A 17810-nucleotide genomic window follows, 5' to 3' on the forward strand; every position below is an offset into this window, starting at 1 on the left:
CGGACGCCCGTCAGACGGTCAGCAGCGAGCTGACCGGAACCGCGCCCAGCGCGTCGCGCCCGTCGAGGAACCCGAGCTCCAGGAGCACCGTGAAGGCTGCCGGCTCCGCGCCGCAGCGGCGGACCAGCTCACAGGTCGCCCCGGCCGTGCCGCCGGTGGCGAGCACATCGTCGACCAGCAGCACCCGCTCCCCCGGTGCGACAGCGTCCTGGTGAAGCTCGAGCACCGCCTCGCCGTACTCGAGGGCGTAGTCGACCTGGTGGGTGCGGTGCGGCAGCTTGCCGGCCTTGCGGACCGGGGCGAAGCCCACGCCGAGCGCCAGGGCGACCGGCGCGGCGAGGATGAACCCTCGCGCCTCCATCCCGACGACCTTGTCGACGACGACCTCACCGGTCTCGTCCCGGCCGGCCTCGGCCATCGCGGCGACCACCGCACGGAAGCCGTCCGGGTCGGCCAGCACCGGCGTGATGTCCTTGAAGACGATGCCCGGCTCCGGGAAGTCGGCGATGTCGCGGACCAGCCGGGTCAGGGCGTCGACCGCACGGTCGCGGACGGCCCGATCGCCCACCGCTACTTCTTGCCGCGCTTGGAGCGCGTCTGGCGCACCGGCTGCTTGCGGCCCGAGCTGCCGCTGTCGCTGACCGGCCGGGTGGCGGTGGGGACGACGCGGCCCTTGCCGGCGGCATCCGTGTGGGGCACGGTGCCGCGCGGCGTCGGCGTGCCGCCGTCGTCGACCTCGATCTCGAACTCGTCCTCGAGCAGCTCGTCCGGGACGCCGTCGGGGTCCTCGCCGCGACGGCCCGCGACGGGCGCGTCGTCGGTGGCGACGGGGACCGAGGCGTACCGGTCGGCCAGGGCCCGCTGCTTGGCCTTGGCCCGCCGGGCCTGGACCTGCATCTCGGTCTCCTGCATCTTCAGGTGGACCAGGACGCGGGGCGCGAGCATGACCGACGAGTAGACACCCACGCCCATGCCGACGAACTGCGCGAGCGCGAGGTCCTGCAGCGAGCTGGCGCCCAGCTGGACCGCACTGACGTAGAGGATCGCGCCGATCGGGATGAGCGCGACGATCGAGGTGTTGATCGAGCGCACCAGCGTCTGGTTGACCGCGAGGTTGGCCGCGTCGGCGTACGACTGGGTGTTCTTGCGCAGAACAGTGGTGTTCTCCTTGACCTTGTCGAACACGACCACCGTGTCGTAGAGCGAGAAGCCGAGGATCGCGAGCACACCGGTCACCGCCGCCGGCGTCACCTGGAAACCGGAGAGGGCGTAGACGCCGACCGTCAGCACGACGTCGTGGATCAGCGCGACCAGTGCCGCGACCGACATCCGCCACTCGCGGAAGTAGGCCCAGATGAACAGGACGACGAGGACCAGGAAGATCAGTACGCCGATCAGCGCCCGCTTGGCGACCTCCTGTCCCCAACTCGGTCCGATGTCCTGGATCGAGAGGTCACCCTGGTCGACCTGCGGGAACTCCTCGTGGACCAGATCGGTGATCTCGCCGCGCTGCTTCTCGCTGAGGTTCTCGACCTGGATGGTCAGGGTCGAGTCGCCCTCGGTCGTGACGGTCGGGTTCTCGGCGTTCTCGATCCCCGAGCCGGCCACCTTCTCGAGGAGGTCGTCGGCGGCGGCCTGGCTCGCGTTGCCCGATCCCACGGGGACCGCGACGGTCGTGCCGCCCGTGAACTCGACACCCATGTTGAGGGGCTTGAGGAACAGGACCAGGATCGCGAGGGCGACCAGCACCGCGGAGATGCCGTAGAACAGCCACGCCTTGCCGACGAAGTCGATCGACTTGCGGCCCTGGTAGAGGTCGTTGCCCAGCCGGGACATCTTGCCCATCAGGCGTCACCTCCCGCGACGGCGGCGGGCCGGGAGGGCGTGACATCCATGCCCAGCGTCTCCTTGCTGAGGCCGGACAGCTTGTGTCCGGAGTTGAAGAGCTTGAACTGGGCGAGCCAGGACACCATCGGCTTGGTGAACCAGAACAGCACCGCGAGGTCGATCAGGGTGGTCAGGCCGAGTGCGAAGCCGAAGCCCTTCACCGCGCCGGTGGCGAAGATGTAGAGCACGAGGGCCGAGAGGATCTGGACCGTGTTGGCCGCGACCCGCGTGACGCGGGCCCGGGCCCATCCGGTCTCGACCGCGACCCGCATCGACTTGCCCTCGCGCATCTCGTCTCGGATGCGTTCGAAGAAGATGACGAACGAGTCAGCGGTGACGCCCACGGCGATGATCAGGCCCGCGATGCCCGGCAGAGTCAGCGTGAAGCCGGCGGTCTTGCTCAGCAGCAGCACCATGGCGTAGGTGATCATGGCCGCCACGAACAGCGAGCTGACGACCACCAGGCCGAGGCCGCGGTAGTAGATGAGGCAGTAGAGCATCACCAGGGCGAGGCCGATCGCGCCCGCGGTCAGACCGGCGGAGAGCTGGTTGCCGGCCAGCGACGGCCCGATCTCCTCGACGGAGGTCTGCTCGTCGTTGAACTTGATGGGCAGCGCACCGAACTTGAGGCTGTTGGCCAGGTCGAGGGCCTCCTGCTCGGTGAAGTCGCCCTCGATCTGGGAGCGGCCGTCGGTGATGACGCTGTTCATGACCGGGTAGGTCAGCACCTGGGAGTCGAGGACGACGGCGAACTGCTCCTCGGTGCCCGCGAAGGCGCGGGAGACGGCCTCGAAGTCCGAGGAGGCGCCCGCGGAGCCCTTGGGGTGGGCGCGGTCCTTGCTGTTGCCCATCTCGATCGCCACGACCCAGCCGACACCGTTCTGCGGGGTCTGCGCGCTGGCGTCGTCGAGCTCGGTGCCCTCGACGACCGAGCGGCTCAGCAGGAACTTGATGACGCCGTTGTCCTCGTCGGGCGTGGAGCAGGCCACGACCGGCTGATCAGGATCGTCGGGCAGGTCGGCCGGCTTGCCGTCGGCGTCGACGAGGACGCCCTTCGGGTCGCAGGTGTAGGAGTTGAACGCCGTGATCGCCGCCTGGTCGGGCGCGCGGGACCAGGCGATGTCGTCCTCGACGGTCCATTTCTCGCCATCGCCGGCGGGATCGCCGGCGGCCGGCGCGCCCGTGGGGGCGTCGGTCGGCGCATCGGTCGGCGCATCGGTCGGCGCATCGGTCGGCGCATCGGTGGGGGCGTCCGTCGGGGCGTCGCTCGCACCGTCGGTCGGGTCGTCCTCGGCCAGCGAGAGCGGGGCCCGCCCGAGGCCGCCCATGCCCTCGGCGCCGGTCGCCGCGGCGCAGGCGCCGGGACGGACGTCGGAGCAAGCGACAAGACGGAACCGCAGCTGGGCCTGGCGCTTGACCGTGTCCTCGAGCTGGCCGCGGTTCTTGGTCTTGCCGGGCACCTCGACCACGATATTGCGGCCGCCCTGCGTCGTGACCGCGGCCTCGGCGACGCCGGAGCCGTTGACGCGCTGGTCGATGATCCGGCGGGCCTCGTCGAGGTTCTCCTGGGAGGGAGGCTTCTCGGCGGTGAGGGTGATCCGGGTGCCGCCCTGCAGGTCGAGGCCGAGCGCGGGGCGCCACGGCTTCTCCGGCTCCTCGACGCCGGCCTGGGAGAGCGCGGTGAGGCCGTAGAGGATGGCGAGGCCGAGGAAGAAGACGACGAGGTGGCGCCCGGGGCGCGGACGGCGGGCCGCCATGGCTCAGCGCTCCTCTTCGGCGTCGGGGAGGTCGTCGGACCGCGACTCGGCGGTCTCCGGCGCAGGCTCCACCTCGCGGCGCACGGACGCCACCGCGGCCCGGACGACGCGGACCACGACGCCGGGGGCGATCTCGATCTCGACGTGCTCGTCGGTGGACCCGGTGATCGTCCCGAAGATCCCGGAGGTCAGCATGACGTCGTCGCCGACCGAGAGCGCAGCCTGCAACTCGGCTGCCTGCTTGCGCTGGCGCGAGGCGGGGCGGATGATCAGCAGCCAGAAAATGGCCGCGATCGCCACGATCGGCAGCAGGGACACAGCGTCTTTCACGGACCAACCTTCTCCACGGGGGCAAGGACGGACACCGCAGGACGAGATCGTCCCCGGGACCGACTGGGAAGTGTAGCCACGGAACCTTGCCCGGCACGGATCGACGTAGAAATCCGTGCCGGCCGAGCCACGCCCGAGGGGTAGGACGTCAGTCCTCGAAGAGGCTCGGCCCGGTCTCGTCGTACGGCAGGGCAGGCGGGGTCAACCCCAGGTGCGCCCATGCCGCCGGCGTGGCGATCCGGCCGCGCGGCGTCCGGGCCAGGAAGCCGTTGCGGACCAGGAACGGCTCGGCGACCTCCTCGACCGTCTCACGCTCCTCGCCGACCGCGACGGCGAGCGTGGACACACCGACCGGGCCGCCGCCGAAGCGTCGGCACAGCGCGTCGAGGACCGCCCGGTCGAGCCGGTCGAGGCCGAGCTCGTCGACCTCGTAGAGGTCGAGCGCGGCCTGCGCCACCGATCGGGTGACCACGCCGTCGGCGCGCACCTGGGCGTAGTCGCGGACGCGGCGCAACAGCCGGTTGGCGATACGGGGGGTGCCGCGGGACCGGCCGGCGATCTCGGCCGATCCCTCGGAGGTGAGGTCGACGCCGAGCAGGCCGGCGGAGCGGTGCACGATCAGGTCGAGCTCGTGGGGCTCGTAGAACTCGAGGTGCGCGGTGAACCCGAACCGATCGCGCAGCGGGCCGGGCAGCAGGCCGGCGCGGGTGGTCGCCCCGACCAGGGTGAACGGCGGGATCTCGAGCGGGATCGCGGTCGCCCCGGGGCCCTTGCCGATGACGACGTCGACCCGGAAGTCCTCCATCGCGAGGTAGAGCATCTCCTCGGCCGGGCGGGACATCCGGTGGATCTCGTCGACGAAGAGCACCTCGTCCTCGTTGAGGCCGGAGAGGATCGCCGCGAGATCGCCGGCGTGGGTGATCGCCGGGCCGCTGGTCAACCGCAGCGGAGCGTTCATCTCGTGGGAGATGATCATCGCCAGCGTGGTCTTGCCGAGCCCGGGCGGGCCGGAGAGGAGCACGTGGTCGGGGGCCCTCCCCCGCTGCCGGGCCGCCTCCAGGACCAGGCCGAGCTGGTCGCGGACCCGACTCTGCCCGACCACCTCGTCGAGGCTGCGGGGCCGCAGCGCGGCCTCCACCGCGCGCTCGTCGCCTTCGGCCTCGGCAGCCGTGAGCGAGCGGAGGTGGACCTCCTCGGCCGTCTCCAGGTCGTCCTCGTGGAAGGGCATGGCTCAGTCTCCGTCGGCTCTCCGGGTCAGGCCTTCGAGAGCGTGCGCAGCGCCGACCGGAGCAGCGCGCGTACGTCGGGAGCGGCACCGGCCTCGCCGGCGACCGCGTCGACGGCCTTGTCGGCGTCCTTGGCGTTGTAGCCGAGGCCGACCAGGCCCTGGTGGACCTGGTCGCGCCAGGCGCCGGCACCGGCACCGGCGCTCCCGGACGCCCCACCTGTCGCGGCGCCGATGCGGTCCTTGAGCTCGAGGATGATCCGCTGCGCGCCCTTCTGGCCGATGCCGGGCACCTTGGTGAGGGTGCGGACGTCGTCGGAGGCGATGGCATTGCGCACGCCGTCGGGCGACAGGACCGCCACGATCGCCTGGGCGAGCTTGGGACCGACGCCGGAGGCGGTCTGGACGAGCTCGAAGATCGTCTTCTCGTCCTCGTCGGCGAAGCCGTAGAGGGTGAGGGAGTCCTCGCGCACGATCATGCTCGTCGGCAGGGTCGCGGAGGAGCCGGTGCGCAGCTGGGCGAGCGTGCCCGGCGTGCACATCAGCTCGAGGCCGACCCCGCCGACCTCGAGCACGGCGCTGGTGAGGGTCAAGGCGGCGACATTGCCGCGGACGAACGCGATCATCGGACTCCTCGCAGGTCGCGGGTCGGGCGGGACGCGGCGAGCGCGGCATCGAGCCGCGCCTGCGTGCCGCCGCGCCAGATATGGGTGATCGCGAGGGCCAGCGCGTCGGCGGCATCGGCGGGCTTCGGCATCGCGTCGAGCCGCAGGATCCGGGTGACCATCATGCCGACCTGGTTCTTGTCGGCGCGGCCGTTGCCGGACACGGCCGCCTTCACCTCGCTCGGGGTGTGCAGCGCGACCGGGAGGCCGCGCCGCGCCGCGCAGACCATCGCGATGCCGGCCGCCTGGGCGGTGCCCATGATCGTGCTCACGTCGGAGCGGGCGAAGATCCGCTCGATCGCGACCGCGTCGGGCTGGTACTCGTCGAGGCGAGCGTCGATGCCCTTCTCGATCGTGACCAGCCGCTCGGGCACGCCGAGCTGGGCGGAGGTCCGCACGACGCTGACGTCCACCAGCGTCAACGGTCGGCCGATGGACCCCTCCACCACGCCCAGACCACAGCGGGTCAGCCCCGGGTCGATCCCGAGCACGCGCACGTCATCACACCTTCCGTCCGAACATGTGTTCGGAGACCAAGGTAGGCGCTTTCCGTGGCGAACACGGAGAGACACGCCCGGCCGGTGGCGCTCAGTCCTCGATCTGGTCCAGGACCTCGTCGGGGATGTCGGCGTTCGAGAAGACGTTCTGGACGTCGTCGAGGTCGTCGACGACGTCGACCAGCTTGAACACCTTGCCGGCGGCGACCGGATCGGCGACCGGGATGTCCATCGACGCGACGAACTGCACCTCGGCCGAGTCGTAGTCGATCCCGGCCGCCTGCAGCGCCGTGCGTACGGCGACGACGTCGGTCGCCTCGGCCTGGACCTCGAAGGCCTCACCGAGGTCGTTGACCTCCTCGGCGCCCGCGTCGAGGGTGGCCTCGAGGATGTCGTCCTCGGAGACCTCCTTGCCCTCCTGCGCCTTGGCGACGACGACGACGCCCTTGCGGGTGAAGAGGCGGGAGACGGAGCCCGGGTCGGCCATGGTGCCGCCGTTGCGGGTCACCGCCGTGCGCACCTCCATGGCCGCGCGGTTGCGGTTGTCGGTGAGGCACTCGACGAGGAGAGCGACACCCTGCGGGCCGTAGACCTCGTACATGATCGTCTCGTAGTCGACGCCGCCGCCCTCGAGGCCACCGCCGCGCTTGACCGCGGAGTCGATGTTCTTGTTCGGGACCGACTGCTTCTTCGCCTTCTGGATGGCGTCGAACAGCGTCGGGTTGCCGGAGGGATCGGGACCGCCCATCTTCGCGGCGATCTCGATGTTCTTGATGAGCTTGGCGAAGAGCTTGCCGCGCTTCGCGTCGATCGCGGCCTTCTTGTGCTTGGTGGTCGCCCACTTGGAGTGGCCAGACATGAGGACTCCTTACATCCCGACAACAGCGGGGAAGTCTACTGCCGCACCAGGTCGAGGAAGATCCGGTGCACCCGTCCGTCGCCGTCGACCTCGGGATGGAAGGACGTCGCCATCAGGTGTCCCTGCCGTACGGCGACCGGGTGGCCCTGCGCCTCGGCCAACACCTCGACGTCCGGACCGGTGCGCTCCACCCACGGAGCGCGGATGAACACGGCGTGCACGGGGTCGGCCAGGCCGGCGAACGGCAGGTCCGCCTCGAAGGAGTCGACCTGGCGCCCGAAGGCGTTGCGGCGGACCGTCACGTCGAGCCCGCCGATCGTCTCCTGGTCGGCGGTGCCGCCCTCGATCCGGTCGGCCAGCAGGATCATCCCCGCACAGGTCCCGAAGGTCGGCATCCCGCCGCCGACCCTGGCCCGCAACGGCTCGAGCAGCTCGAAGGTCCGGGCCAGCTTGGCCATCGTGGTCGACTCGCCCCCCGGCAGTACCAGTCCGTCGCAGCGCGCGAGCTCGGCCGGGCGGCGTACCGGGAAGGCGTCGGCGCCGAGCGCGGTCAGGGTCTGAAGATGTTCGCGGACGTCGCCCTGGAGGGCGAAGACTCCGATGGCGGGCACGGACACCGATCCTAGGGGCGCGGTCGCGGCCCCCGGTCGGCGGTCCGTCTCCCGGAGCGAGCTACACGTGACCGCAGTACGCGACCCAGATGTTGCCGCCCTGCCCTTCCTCACGGTGGATCGGCGTGACGGTCGTCGGCCCGGTGACACTGTTGTCCGAGATCAGGCGGGTCGTCACCCACACGACGAAGTTCTTCTTGTGGACCTGCCCTTGGCCCCTGGTCGTCGGGATGTCCAGCTGGACCTGCTGGCCCTGGGTCGTGCTTGCGCCGAGGACGCCGCTCAGCTGAGGCGGCGGATTGGCGGTGCCGACCGGCGCCGGGGTGCCGTCGAGCTCGCGCACGCTCCAGGCGTACTCGTACAGGTCGTTGACGTCGGTCCAGGTCAGCCGCGCGATCCCTCCGACACCGCTCTGGGCGCAGGTGGGCGGCGCGTGGCTCTGCAGGGCCGGGGTCGTCGCCTGGACCGTGGCCGCCGCCGTGTCGGTCCAGTACGCCGAGGTGAAGGCCCAGGGCGCGACGCCGCTCGCGCCCAGGCCGGCGCCGAGCGCCACGGTCGACGCGAGCCCGACGGGCACCAGCCGGTGCCCCCGGCCGAAGCCGATCAGCAGCAGCGCCAGCACCAGCAGCGCGGCGGCCGCGAGGCCGAACGGGCTGGCCGCGGCGTTGAGCACGTAGCCGGCGTACGGGACGCCGAGGACGACACGGTCCGCCTCGCGGACCACGTACGGCTGCGCGTCGGCCACGTCGTTCCCGTCGCCCCGCAGCGTCAGGACGGCGAGGCCACCGTCGGCGTCCAGGCCCGTGATGCGATGGGTCACCCGCCGGCCACGGGCGTCGAGGACGCTCACGACGTCGCCGACAGCCAGGTCGGAGGCGGGAACCTCGCGCGCGATGCCGAGGGCGCCCGCGCCGTAGGCGGGGCTCATCGACCCGGACGAGAAGACCAGTGGCGTGACCTGGAAGAGCCAGCCGGCGAGCAGGGAGAGCAGGCACAGCGTGCCCAGCACTCCCCCGACCCACAGGAGGGCCTCGCGGGCGACCCGCTTCGCGGCGGACATCACTGCTCCTGCCTGGCGGGGAAGGTGAACGTGACGGCTGAGGTCGCGTTCGCGAGGACGCCCGACGGCGACGGCAGCCGTACCTGGATGCAGAGGTCGTGTGACTGACCCGGCCCGAGGTGGGCGCTGACGGCCTCGTCGAAGCCGTTGAGCGGGACGCTCGCACCCCCGACCAGGCTCCCGCCGACGCACGTGCCGGCGTTGATCGAGCCGCCTTGGCGGACGGTGGCCCGCAACGCCGCGCCCAGGGGATTCGTCGCGGCGGCCTTGACGCCGTACGAGAGCGTCGCGTCGCCGATGCTGTTGTTCGAGACCGTCATCAGCGCGGCCCTGGTGTCGCCGTCGGCCATGCCGGTCAGGTTCAGGTCCGGCCAGTCCGTGATGGTCTCCGGCTTGGCCTGCTCGTTGTCCTCGAGGTCGATGTGGAGCTCGCCGCTGCGGACGCTGACGCCCTGCGCGACCTCGCGGTCCGTCCAGTAGGCCGAGGTCGCGACCGCGCCGGTGCCGAGGAGGAGACCTGCGGAGAGGAGCGCCCGGGTCCGACCGTGACCGAACCAGCCGGTTCGCGACGACCGGTGCCGCGCTGTGCGCCTAGTCATGGGCGACCACCGCCCGGCCGCGGTCGCGGCGAGGCCGGGCGAGCGCCAGGCCCGCGCCGATCATCCCGGCCGCGAGCCAGAGCAGGCCGGTACCGACCGCGCTGCCGGTCTCCGGCAGCACGCCGTCGGCCTGGCCCCCGACCTCGCCGTCGTCGTCCACGCCCGCGACATCTCCGTCCTCGGACATCGTGAGGCGGACCTCGAAGGAGGCGGTCTCGTCCAGATGCCCGGTCGCCCCCGGTCCGAAGGAGCCACGCACGGAGACCGTGGTGTCGACACCCCGGGGAACGTCGAGGACGGCAGGCTGGAGCCGCGTCGTACCGGCGAGCAGCTCGGCCCAGGGACCGTTGCCGACCCGAGCCTCGAGCAGGAAGTCGGGTGAGGCGAGCAGTGCGGCCGGGTCGCTCGCGACCACGTCCACGGTGACCCCTCCGGACGACGGCCCGTCGTTGCGGACCCGGAAGGAGCGCTCCTCGACGTCGCCGGGGACCCAGCGGAAGCCGGCTGCGTAGAGCGGCGAGGTGAGGCTGGGCGTCCAGGTGACGCCGTCCGTGCTGAGGCCCATCTCGTCATTCGCGTACGCCGGCACGGCCGCGGCGCCGACAGCCAGCGCGGCTGCGGCCACGAGCAGGGTGAGACGGCGGATCATGGTCGGACTTCCTTCGTACCTCGGGTGGGTGGTTCATGGGCGGCGGTTCCGCCGTCGGATCAGGACCAGGAGCAGTCCCGCCATCGTGACCACGGTCGCGATCGGGAGGACTGGAACGTCCCGTCCGCCGAGCGCGGGCGTCGACATGGGCGTCGACATGGGCGTCGACATGGGCGTCGACATGGGCGTCGACATGGGCATGGGCGCGGATCGCGCCTTCGTATCGAGTTGTGAGGTGGCGCCGAGGTCACGGGCGCCGGTCGCTGGCTCATCCCCCGGGGTTCGCCTGCGCCGCCGCTCCCGGAGGGCTCCGACGAACATGAACGCCGCATAGCCGACGAGCCCGGTTGAGACGACCAGGACGGCGACCTGCCGCTGTCGACCGTTCAGCGCACTGTTCACATGTCCGAGATAGGGCACCGCGTACCAGAGGCGCCCCTTGACCTGGACCTCCCTGACCAGCACCGGGTCGACCACGTCGTTGGCGTCGCCCTTGGTCGTGAGGACCACTTCGCCGTCGGACCGGGTGGCCACGGCGACGACCCGGTGGGTGACGACCGTGGCCCTGCCCGACTCCCGCTGGTAGGTGATCACGTCGCCGGTACCGATCTCATCGGCCGCTGTCGGCTTGACGACCACCAGGGTGCCCGACGGGTAGTCCGGCTGCATCGACCCGGTGAGGACGGTGTAGGGAGTGGCCCCCGCGAGCCGCGGTACGACGACCGCGGCCGCGAGGATCACCACCACACCGTTGATCACCAGCCATGCGACGACCTGACCGATCCACCCGAAGGCACTGCGCCCGCGCCGGACGGCGACCGAGGTCAGTGGAAGTCGACCTGGGTCAGCGTGACTCCGACGGCGGCGAGAGCGGCCGTCACGCCACCGCTGACGTTCGCGCCGTTGTCGATCGCGCCGGCGCCCTGTGCGGGGTCGTCGACCTGGTCGTTGAACGGCCAGGCCGCCACGAAGGTCACCTCGATCGTCTGTCCATCGCTCACTGCGACGGCACCGCCGGCATAGGCCACGTTGTTGACCTCGATGCTCGACGAGCTGAGGTCGAGCTCCTCGAGCAGATCGGCGTTGCCGGTGAAGCCCGTGCCCTCGTCGATCGTGACCTCGGCCAGGATGTGGTCGCCCACGGCGTCGACGTCGTAGGTGCAGGTCTGGCTGAACGTGTCGCCGGGGACCAGGCGGGTCGCCCCGACGAGCGGGAACTCGTCCGGCGTACCGGCGTCGACCAGCCAGCCGTCGCCGCAGTCCGCGTTGATCAGCTTGAGGTGACCGGTGGTGACCCCGGTGCCGGCCACCGTCGCGCTGTCTGTCCAGTACGCCAGGGTGCCCGCACCACCCATGAGCAGGACCGCTGCGGTGCCTGCCGCGAGCGCGCCCTTCGTCGTCTTCTTCACTTGTTCTCCAGTCCCCATGCCCTGTTGTCCCCAGGTCTGGTTGTCATGGTCGCGACGCAGGGAGCGCCTCGCGATCCACAACGAAGGACAGCACAGCCCGGCACGGCGGGTGACCGGAATCGGGACCAACGTCCCGAGATTTAACCGAGGCCGTGGCGCTGCTCGGACAGCGCCACGGCCTCGGGTGGCTCGTCAGGTACGGCGGGGGGGACCCCGCCCGGCTCACCAGCCGCGCTCGGCCAGCCGGTGCGGCTGCGGGATCTCCTCGACGTTGATCCCGACCATCGCCTCGCCCAGGCCCCGCGACACCTTCGCCACCACGTCGGGGTCGTCGTAGAAGGTCGTGGCCTTGACGATGGCCTCGGCCCGCTGCGCGGGGTTGCCGGACTTGAAGATGCCCGAGCCGACGAACACGCCCTCGGCGCCGAGCTGCATCATCATCGCCGCGTCCGCCGGGGTGGCGATGCCGCCCGCGGTGAACAGCACGACCGGCAGCTTGCCGGTGCGGGCGACCTCGACCACCAGGTCGTACGGCGCCTGGAGCTCCTTCGCGGCGACGTACAGCTCGTCGTCGGCCAGCGCGCCGAGGCGGCGGATCTCTCGGCGGATCGTGCGCATGTGGGTCACCGCGTTGGACACGTCACCCGTGCCGGCCTCGCCCTTGGAGCGGATCATCGCCGCGCCCTCGGTGATCCGGCGCAGTGCCTCTCCCAGGTTGGTCGCACCGCACACGAACGGGATCGTGAAGGCCCACTTGTCGATGTGGTTGGCGTAGTCGGCCGGCGTGAGCACCTCGGACTCGTCGATGTAGTCCACACCCAGCGACTGGAGCACCTGCGCCTCGGCGAAGTGACCGATCCGGGCCTTCGCCATCACCGGGATCGACACGGCGGCGATGATCCCGTCGATCATGTCCGGGTCGCTCATCCGCGACACTCCGCCCTGCGCGCGGATGTCGGCCGGGACCCGCTCCAACGCCATCACGGCCACCGCGCCGGCGTCCTCGGCGATCTTGGCCTGCTCCGGGGTCACCACGTCCATGATGACGCCACCCTTGAGCATCTCGGCCATGCCGCGCTTGACCCGGGTGGTGCCGTGCTCCTGCTGCTCGCTCATGCTCCGAGTCTACGACCAGGAGCGGGCCCGCTACGCGGGAGTCTCACCCTCGGACGCGAGTGCCTGGCGGCGTACCTTGAGCACCCGGAAGGCCACGGTGTAGGTGCTGGCGAGGGCGAGCGCCCACAAGGTGACGTACATGAGGATCGGCAGGTCGAAGATCGCTCCGAGACCGGTCATCACGAGGATCGAGACGAGGCGGTCGGCACGCTCGGCCAGACCGCCCTTGGCGTCCATGCCGAGGGACTCCGCGCGGGCCCGCGCGTACGACGTGACCGAGCCCATCACCAGGCACCACAGGGTGACGCACAGGTAGAGATAGCTGTCGCCCTGGTCCTTGCCGGTGCCAGCGAAGTAGAGGGCGAGGCCGCCGAAGATCGCCCCGTCGCCGATCCGGTCGAGGGTGGAGTCCCAGAAGGCCCCGAACTTCGAGACCCGGCCGGTCTCACGAGCCATCCGGCCGTCGATCAGGTCGCTGAACACGAAGGCGGTGATGAACAGGACGCCGATCAGCAGCTCGCCCTGGGGGAAGAAGATCAGCGCGCCGGCGCTGACACCGAGCGTGCCGACGAGCGTCACCGCGTCCGGGCTGATGCCCAGCCGGATGAACAGCCGCACCACGGGGTGCAGCACGGTCCCGGCCCAGAACTCCTTGAAGCGATCCAACACGGGGCAGGAACCTACTCGATGCTCATCGTGCGGGCGCCATCTGCCAGGCGTCCGCGAGGAGGGCGCGGGTCTCCCCCAGCAGCTGCGGGAGGGTCTTCGTGCCGCCGATGACGGTCATGAAGTTGGCGTCGCCCGACCAGCGCGGGACGACGTGCTGGTGCAGGTGGCCGGACAGCGAGCCGCCCGCGGCGCCGCCGAGGTTGAGGCCCACGTTGAACGCGTGCGGCTGGGCGACCGCACGGATGGTGCGCAGCGCCGCCTTGGTCAGCGCCGTGACCTCCTCGGTCTCCTCGTCGTCGAGGTCGAGGTAGTCGGCGACGTGGCGGTACGGCAGCACCATCAGGTGCCCGGGGTTGTAGGGGTAGAGGTTGAGCACGACATAGGCCGTGCGCCCGCGGACGACGACCAGCTCGTCGTCGCTCGACGTGGCCGGGTCCGGCGTGATCCGACAGAAGGGGCAGGCCGGGCGCGGGTCGGCGTGGGCGGGCTCGTCGTCCGGGTCGGCCTCGCCGCGGACGTAGGCCATCCGGTGCGGTGTCCAGAGCCGCTCGAGCCCGTCGGGCCCGGGTGTGGGGACGCTCATGCCTCCCCCTTGGCCACGTCGGGCGCGTCGGACCGCTCGGAGGGCCCCAGCGCCTGGAGCAGCTCGGCCACCGGCAGGTCGGGCAGGTTGAGCCCTCGCGCCAGCGACATGCCGTTGATCTGCAGCCAGATCGACTCGGACAGGATGCTGATGCAGACCTCGATCCCCGGCTCGCGCACCTCCCGCTCCAGCCACCGTCGGACGGCGGCGAAGACCGCGCCGATCATGCCGAAGACCCAGGGGTCCAGCGCGGCCCGGTCGTCGTCGGTGAGCTCGACGCCCATCGCCGCGACGACCACCGCCATGATCCCCTCGATGCCCTCCGCGACCTGCTCGACCGCCTGGCCGAGGGGGCTCGGCCCCCAGCCGGCGAGGTCGCGCTCGGCGAACCAGTAGAGCGTGGGGTGCGCCTCGGCCCAGCGGACGAAGCTGCCGACGATGCGGTGGATGATCTGGTCCGGCGTGCCGTCGTACGACAGCGCGGGCAGCAGCTCGTTGCCGACGTGCTCGCAGATCTGGCGCTGCACGGCCCGGTCGAGGTCGGCGCGGTCCTCGAAGTGGCGGTAGATCACGGTGCGGCTCATCCCGGCCTCGTCGGCCACCGCCTGGACCTGGAACTCCTCCCCGGGCGTCTGGCGCTCCAGGACGGCGATCGCCGCGTCGATGATCACCTGACGGCGCACCTGGTTGTGCTCCTGCCAGCGCCGCCGGCGGCCGTCGAGCGGCTCCGTCTCCACACCCTCCGAGGTCACTGGCAAACCCTCTCACGTCCCGTCACGAGCACACCCGCGGTCACGTGAACCGGTGGAACCAGCGGCCGAGGTCGGCGGCGATCCCGGGGCACGTGAGGTTCTGGTCGCGCTGCTGCTCGACCCACTGTCCCATCACGGCGGGGCCGCCCTGGATGGACCAGTCGGGGCCGCACCGGTTCAGGGCCTCGGCCCGCGAGGTCTGACCCGCGGCCCGCCATTCCGGCACCCCACCGAGGCTGAGGTCGCCCACCACGCGGCGGTAGAGCGCGGGCGTGGAGTAGACGCCGATGGCGAATCCGGCGTCTGTGTAGCCGCGGGCGACGCCCTCGATCACGGCCGCGTTGGCCTGCAGGTCGCTGCTCCAGTCGAACTTCGGGACCGGCTCGATGTCGATCCACACGATCGGGCTGAGCAGCCCGACCTGGCCCATGGTGCCGATGTTGTAGCGCGCCTGCTGGTAGCCGACATTGCGCAGCCGGCCGAGCCGGTCACTCGCGTCGAAGGGCCCGTCGGCGCCGTACTCCTCGAGCGTCGCGGGGCTGGGGTAGCTCGACACGGCGTAGACCGCGACCAGCACGTCGTTGTCCTTGACCCACGCCACCTGGTCGGCCAGGCACGGGTTGGGCGTGAAGCCGGGGCCGTTCGTGAGCCCCAGGACGACGTACTCCGCCTCGGGCAGTGGCATCGGCATCCCGAGGCCCTGCTTCTCCGGGATGCCCGTGCCCGGTGGGCACTGCGGCCAGCTCACGTCGCCACCGAGGACCTCGCCGTCGCGCGGGGCGATGTCGCTGGTCGGCTTGCCGCCCTGGCGGGCGGCCTCCTCGGCCAGCTTGGCCAGGTCGCTCGCGTCGGCACCCGGGTCACCGGCGTCGCCGGCCGCCGCCCCCTCGTCGGCGGAGTCGGTCACCGTCGGCGCACTGGACGGCGGGCGCGGCGGCGCGGCGGACGGCGAGGACCCGCCGCACGCCGACAGCACGGCGGTCGCCAGCGCCAGGACGGCGCACCCGAGGCCGGCCCGGCGTACGGCGTCCCCCATGACGCCGGCCATCGCTCAGACCTGCTCGCGTGCGTCGACCGCGGCAACGACCCGGGCGACCGCCTCGGCGATCGGCACGCCGTTGTCCTGGCGCCCGTCGCGGTAGCGGAAGCTCACCGCCCCGGCCTCGACGTCCTGGTCGCCGACGATCACCATGAAGGGGACCTTCTGCAGCTGGGCGTTGCGGATCTTCTTCTGCATCCGGTCGTCGGAGTCGTCGACCTCGACCCGGATCCCGTGCCTGCGCAGCTCGGCGGCCACCTCGTAGAGGTAGTCGACGTGCCGCTCGGCGACCGGGATGCCCTGCACCTGGACCGGGGCCAGCCACGGGGGGAAGGCGCCGGCGTAGTGCTCGACGAGGACCCCGAGGAAGCGCTCGATCGAGCCGAACTTGGCCGAGTGGATCATCACGGGCTGCTGCTTGGTGCCGTCGGAGGCGGTGTACTCCAGACCGAAGCCCGCGGGCTGGTTGAAGTCGTACTGGACGGTGCCCATCTGCCAGGTGCGACCGATCGCGTCCTTGGCCTGAACGGAGATCTTGGGGCCGTAGAACGCCGCCCCGCCCGGGTCGGGCACGAGGTCGAGCCCGGACTCGGTGGCGACCTGCTCGAGGACCGCGGTCGCGACCGCCCAGTCCTCGTCGCTGCCGACGAACTTGTCCTTCTTGCTGTCGTCGCGCGTGGACAGCTCGAGGTAGAAGTCGTCGAGACCGAAGTCGCGCAGCACGCTGAGCACGAAGCTCAGCAGGTGCTTGACCTCGTCGGGCGCCTGCTCGGGGGTGCAGTAGGAGTGGGAGTCGTCCTGCGCGAAGCCACGGACCCGGGTGAGGCCGTGGATGACGCCCGACTTCTCGTAGCGGTAGACGCTGCCGAACTCGAACAGGCGCAGCGGCAACTCGCGGTAGGAGCGCCCCCGGGCGCTGAAGATCAGGTTGTGCATCGGGCAGTTCATCGCCTTCAGCTGGTAGTTCGCGCCCTCGAACTCCATCGGCGGGAACATCGTGTCGGCGTAGTACGGCAGGTGACCCGAGGTGTGGAAGACACCGTCCTTGGTGATGTGCGGTGTGCCGACGTACGAGAAGCCCTCCTCGATGTGCCGGCGGCGGACGTAGTCCTCCATCTCACGCTTGATCACGCCGCCCTTGGGGTGGAAGACGGGCAGGCCGGAGCCGATCTCGTCGGGGAAGCTGAACAGGTCGAGCTCGCGGCCGAGCCTGCGGTGGTCACGGCGCTCGGCCTCCTCGAGCCGGTGCAGGTGCTCCTCGAGCGCCTCCTTGCTCGGCCAGGCGGTGCCGTAGATCCGCTGGAGCTGCTTGTTCTTCTCGTCGCCGCGCCAGTACGCCGCCGCGCTCCGCATCAGCTTGAACGCGGGGATCCGCTTGGTGGTCGGCAGGTGCGGGCCCCGGCAGAGGTCCTTCCAGGCGACCTCGCCGTTGCGGTTGATGTTGTCGTAGATGGTCAGCTCGCCCGCTCCGACCTCGGCGGAGGCTCCCTCGGCGGCCTCGCCCACGTTGCCCTTGAGGCCGATCAGCTCGACCTTGTAGGGCTCGTCGGCCAGCTCGACCAGGGCGTCCTCGTCGGTGGTGACCCGGCGGTCGAAGCGCTGGTTCTCCTTGACGATCTTGCGCATCGCGGTCTCGAGCTTGACCAGGTCCTCGGGCACGAACGGGGTCTCGACGTCGAAGTCGTAGTAGAAGCCGTCCTGGATCGGCGGACCGATGCCGAGCTTCGCGTCCGGGAAGACCTGCTGCACGGCCTGGGCCAGCACGTGAGCGGTGGAGTGCCGCAGGATGTCGAGGCCGTCGGGGCTGTCGATCGCGACACCCTCGACCTCGTCGCCGTCGGCCAGCTCGTAGGAGAGGTCCTTGAGCTGTCCGGCCACGCGGGCAGCGATCACGTCCGCCTCGTCGCGGAAGAGCTCCCACGCCTTCGTGCCCGTGGTGACCGTCTGCTCCTGGCGTGCGTCAGGACTGAGTACGGCGACCTTGATGTCGGACACGGAGGTGCTCCCTCGGGTGGTTCGTGGCGGCGGCGCGACCGGTCGGCGCACCGGGTCCGATCGTACCGAGCGGACCGCACCCGCCGCGCGGCAGTTGCCAGACGCGGC

20 protein-coding genes are annotated in these 17810 nt (G+C 71.1%); all 20 read right to left on the reverse strand.

Annotation, left to right across the window (positions count from 1 at the left end):
* Positions 1–10: 10 nt before the first annotated feature.
* The 20 genes from RB608_RS24650 to thrS all read right to left on the reverse strand — a co-directional run bounded on the left by RB608_RS24650 (position 11) and on the right by thrS (position 17702).
* On the reverse strand, positions 11–568 hold the full coding sequence (locus RB608_RS24650) for an adenine phosphoribosyltransferase (RefSeq protein WP_308090730.1): 558 nt from the start codon (positions 566–568) through the stop codon (positions 11–13).
* Positions 569–570: 2 nt separating this feature from the next.
* Complete coding sequence (gene secF / locus RB608_RS24655) at positions 571–1845, reverse strand: protein translocase subunit SecF (RefSeq protein WP_308090731.1); 1275 nt, start codon at positions 1843–1845, stop codon at positions 571–573.
* Positions 1845–3644, reverse strand: a complete 1800-nt coding sequence (secD, locus tag RB608_RS24660) for a protein translocase subunit SecD (protein ID WP_308090732.1) — start codon at positions 3642–3644, stop codon at positions 1845–1847. The genes secF and secD overlap by 1 nt, the downstream gene beginning before the upstream one ends.
* Before the next feature lie 3 nt (positions 3645–3647).
* The gene (gene yajC, locus RB608_RS24665; protein ID WP_308090733.1) at positions 3648–3974 is read right to left on the reverse strand and encodes a preprotein translocase subunit YajC; all 327 of its coding nucleotides are present in this window, start codon (positions 3972–3974) and stop codon (positions 3648–3650) included.
* Positions 3975–4122: 148 nt separating this feature from the next.
* On the reverse strand, positions 4123–5202 hold the full coding sequence (gene ruvB / locus RB608_RS24670; RefSeq protein WP_308090734.1) for a Holliday junction branch migration DNA helicase RuvB: 1080 nt from the start codon (positions 5200–5202) through the stop codon (positions 4123–4125).
* Between the two features lie 26 nt (positions 5203–5228).
* A complete protein-coding gene (gene ruvA, locus RB608_RS24675) occupies positions 5229–5825 on the reverse strand; it encodes a Holliday junction branch migration protein RuvA (protein WP_308090735.1) in 597 nt (198 codons plus the stop codon).
* On the reverse strand, positions 5822–6361 hold the full coding sequence (gene ruvC, locus RB608_RS24680) for a crossover junction endodeoxyribonuclease RuvC (protein WP_308090736.1): 540 nt from the start codon (positions 6359–6361) through the stop codon (positions 5822–5824). The genes ruvA and ruvC overlap by 4 nt, the downstream gene beginning before the upstream one ends.
* Before the next feature lie 91 nt (positions 6362–6452).
* On the reverse strand, positions 6453–7220 hold the full coding sequence (locus tag RB608_RS24685) for a YebC/PmpR family DNA-binding transcriptional regulator (protein ID WP_308090737.1): 768 nt from the start codon (positions 7218–7220) through the stop codon (positions 6453–6455).
* Positions 7221–7255: 35 nt separating this feature from the next.
* Positions 7256–7837 (reverse strand): pyridoxal 5'-phosphate synthase glutaminase subunit PdxT, encoded by a 582-nt coding sequence (gene pdxT / locus RB608_RS24690; RefSeq protein WP_308090738.1) that lies wholly within the window; start codon positions 7835–7837, stop codon positions 7256–7258.
* Positions 7838–7892: 55 nt separating this feature from the next.
* Positions 7893–8891, reverse strand: coding sequence for a signal peptidase I (locus RB608_RS24695; protein ID WP_308090739.1), 999 nt, complete (start codon positions 8889–8891; stop codon positions 7893–7895).
* Complete coding sequence (locus tag RB608_RS24700) at positions 8891–9490, reverse strand: SipW-dependent-type signal peptide-containing protein (protein WP_308090740.1); 600 nt, start codon at positions 9488–9490, stop codon at positions 8891–8893. Before RB608_RS24700 ends, RB608_RS24695 begins: the two co-directional genes overlap by 1 nt.
* On the reverse strand, positions 9483–10139 hold the full coding sequence (locus RB608_RS24705; RefSeq protein ID WP_308090741.1) for a hypothetical protein: 657 nt from the start codon (positions 10137–10139) through the stop codon (positions 9483–9485). Before RB608_RS24705 ends, RB608_RS24700 begins: the two co-directional genes overlap by 8 nt.
* A gap of 33 nt (positions 10140–10172) precedes the next feature.
* On the reverse strand, positions 10173–10967 hold the full coding sequence (locus RB608_RS24710; protein WP_308090783.1) for a signal peptidase I: 795 nt from the start codon (positions 10965–10967) through the stop codon (positions 10173–10175).
* Positions 10964–11548: an alternate-type signal peptide domain-containing protein gene (locus RB608_RS24715; protein ID WP_308090743.1), complete on the reverse strand. Its 585-nt coding sequence runs from the start codon at positions 11546–11548 to the stop codon at positions 10964–10966. Before RB608_RS24715 ends, RB608_RS24710 begins: the two co-directional genes overlap by 4 nt.
* A 222-nt stretch (positions 11549–11770) precedes the next feature.
* Positions 11771–12664 (reverse strand): pyridoxal 5'-phosphate synthase lyase subunit PdxS, encoded by an 894-nt coding sequence (gene pdxS, locus RB608_RS24720; protein WP_308090744.1) that lies wholly within the window; start codon positions 12662–12664, stop codon positions 11771–11773.
* A 30-nt stretch (positions 12665–12694) separates the two neighbouring features.
* Positions 12695–13333 (reverse strand): phosphatidylinositol phosphate synthase, encoded by a 639-nt coding sequence (gene pgsA / locus RB608_RS24725; RefSeq protein WP_308090745.1) that lies wholly within the window; start codon positions 13331–13333, stop codon positions 12695–12697.
* Between the two features lie 22 nt (positions 13334–13355).
* Complete coding sequence (locus tag RB608_RS24730) at positions 13356–13916, reverse strand: HIT domain-containing protein (protein WP_308090746.1); 561 nt, start codon at positions 13914–13916, stop codon at positions 13356–13358.
* Positions 13913–14668, reverse strand: a complete 756-nt coding sequence (locus RB608_RS24735) for a TetR/AcrR family transcriptional regulator (protein ID WP_308090747.1) — start codon at positions 14666–14668, stop codon at positions 13913–13915. The genes RB608_RS24730 and RB608_RS24735 overlap by 4 nt, the downstream gene beginning before the upstream one ends.
* A gap of 40 nt (positions 14669–14708) precedes the next feature.
* A complete protein-coding gene (locus RB608_RS24740; RefSeq protein ID WP_308090748.1) occupies positions 14709–15716 on the reverse strand; it encodes a hypothetical protein in 1008 nt (335 codons plus the stop codon).
* 3 nt (positions 15717–15719) lie between these two features.
* The gene (thrS, locus tag RB608_RS24745; protein WP_308090749.1) at positions 15720–17702 is read right to left on the reverse strand and encodes a threonine--tRNA ligase; all 1983 of its coding nucleotides are present in this window, start codon (positions 17700–17702) and stop codon (positions 15720–15722) included.
* Between the last annotated feature and the right edge of the window lie 108 nt (positions 17703–17810).

Source organism: Nocardioides sp. LHD-245, assembly GCF_030929495.1.
Taxonomy (GTDB): Bacteria; Actinomycetota; Actinomycetes; order Propionibacteriales; family Nocardioidaceae; genus Nocardioides.

What these genes read in the sequence shown, in the direction of transcription:
- secF (WP_308090731.1), bottom strand. Translation starts at nt 1,845, where the DNA reads ATGGGCAAGATGTCCCGGCTGGGCAACGACCTCTACCAGGGCCGCAAG.
- secD (WP_308090732.1), bottom strand. Translation starts at nt 3,644, where the DNA reads ATGGCGGCCCGCCGTCCGCGCCCCGGGCGCCACCTCGTCGTCTTCTTC.
- ruvB (WP_308090734.1), bottom strand. Translation starts at nt 5,202, where the DNA reads ATGCCCTTCCACGAGGACGACCTGGAGACGGCCGAGGAGGTCCACCTC.
- ruvA (WP_308090735.1), bottom strand. Translation starts at nt 5,825, where the DNA reads ATGATCGCGTTCGTCCGCGGCAATGTCGCCGCCTTGACCCTCACCAGC.
- RB608_RS24685 (WP_308090737.1), bottom strand. Translation starts at nt 7,220, where the DNA reads ATGTCTGGCCACTCCAAGTGGGCGACCACCAAGCACAAGAAGGCCGCG.
- RB608_RS24695 (WP_308090739.1), bottom strand. Translation starts at nt 8,891, where the DNA reads ATGTCCGCCGCGAAGCGGGTCGCCCGCGAGGCCCTCCTGTGGGTCGGG.
- RB608_RS24700 (WP_308090740.1), bottom strand. Translation starts at nt 9,490, where the DNA reads ATGACTAGGCGCACAGCGCGGCACCGGTCGTCGCGAACCGGCTGGTTC.
- RB608_RS24705 (WP_308090741.1), bottom strand. Translation starts at nt 10,139, where the DNA reads ATGATCCGCCGTCTCACCCTGCTCGTGGCCGCAGCCGCGCTGGCTGTC.
- pdxS (WP_308090744.1), bottom strand. Translation starts at nt 12,664, where the DNA reads ATGAGCGAGCAGCAGGAGCACGGCACCACCCGGGTCAAGCGCGGCATG.
- RB608_RS24730 (WP_308090746.1), bottom strand. Translation starts at nt 13,916, where the DNA reads ATGAGCGTCCCCACACCCGGGCCCGACGGGCTCGAGCGGCTCTGGACA.
- RB608_RS24740 (WP_308090748.1), bottom strand. Translation starts at nt 15,716, where the DNA reads ATGGCCGGCGTCATGGGGGACGCCGTACGCCGGGCCGGCCTCGGGTGC.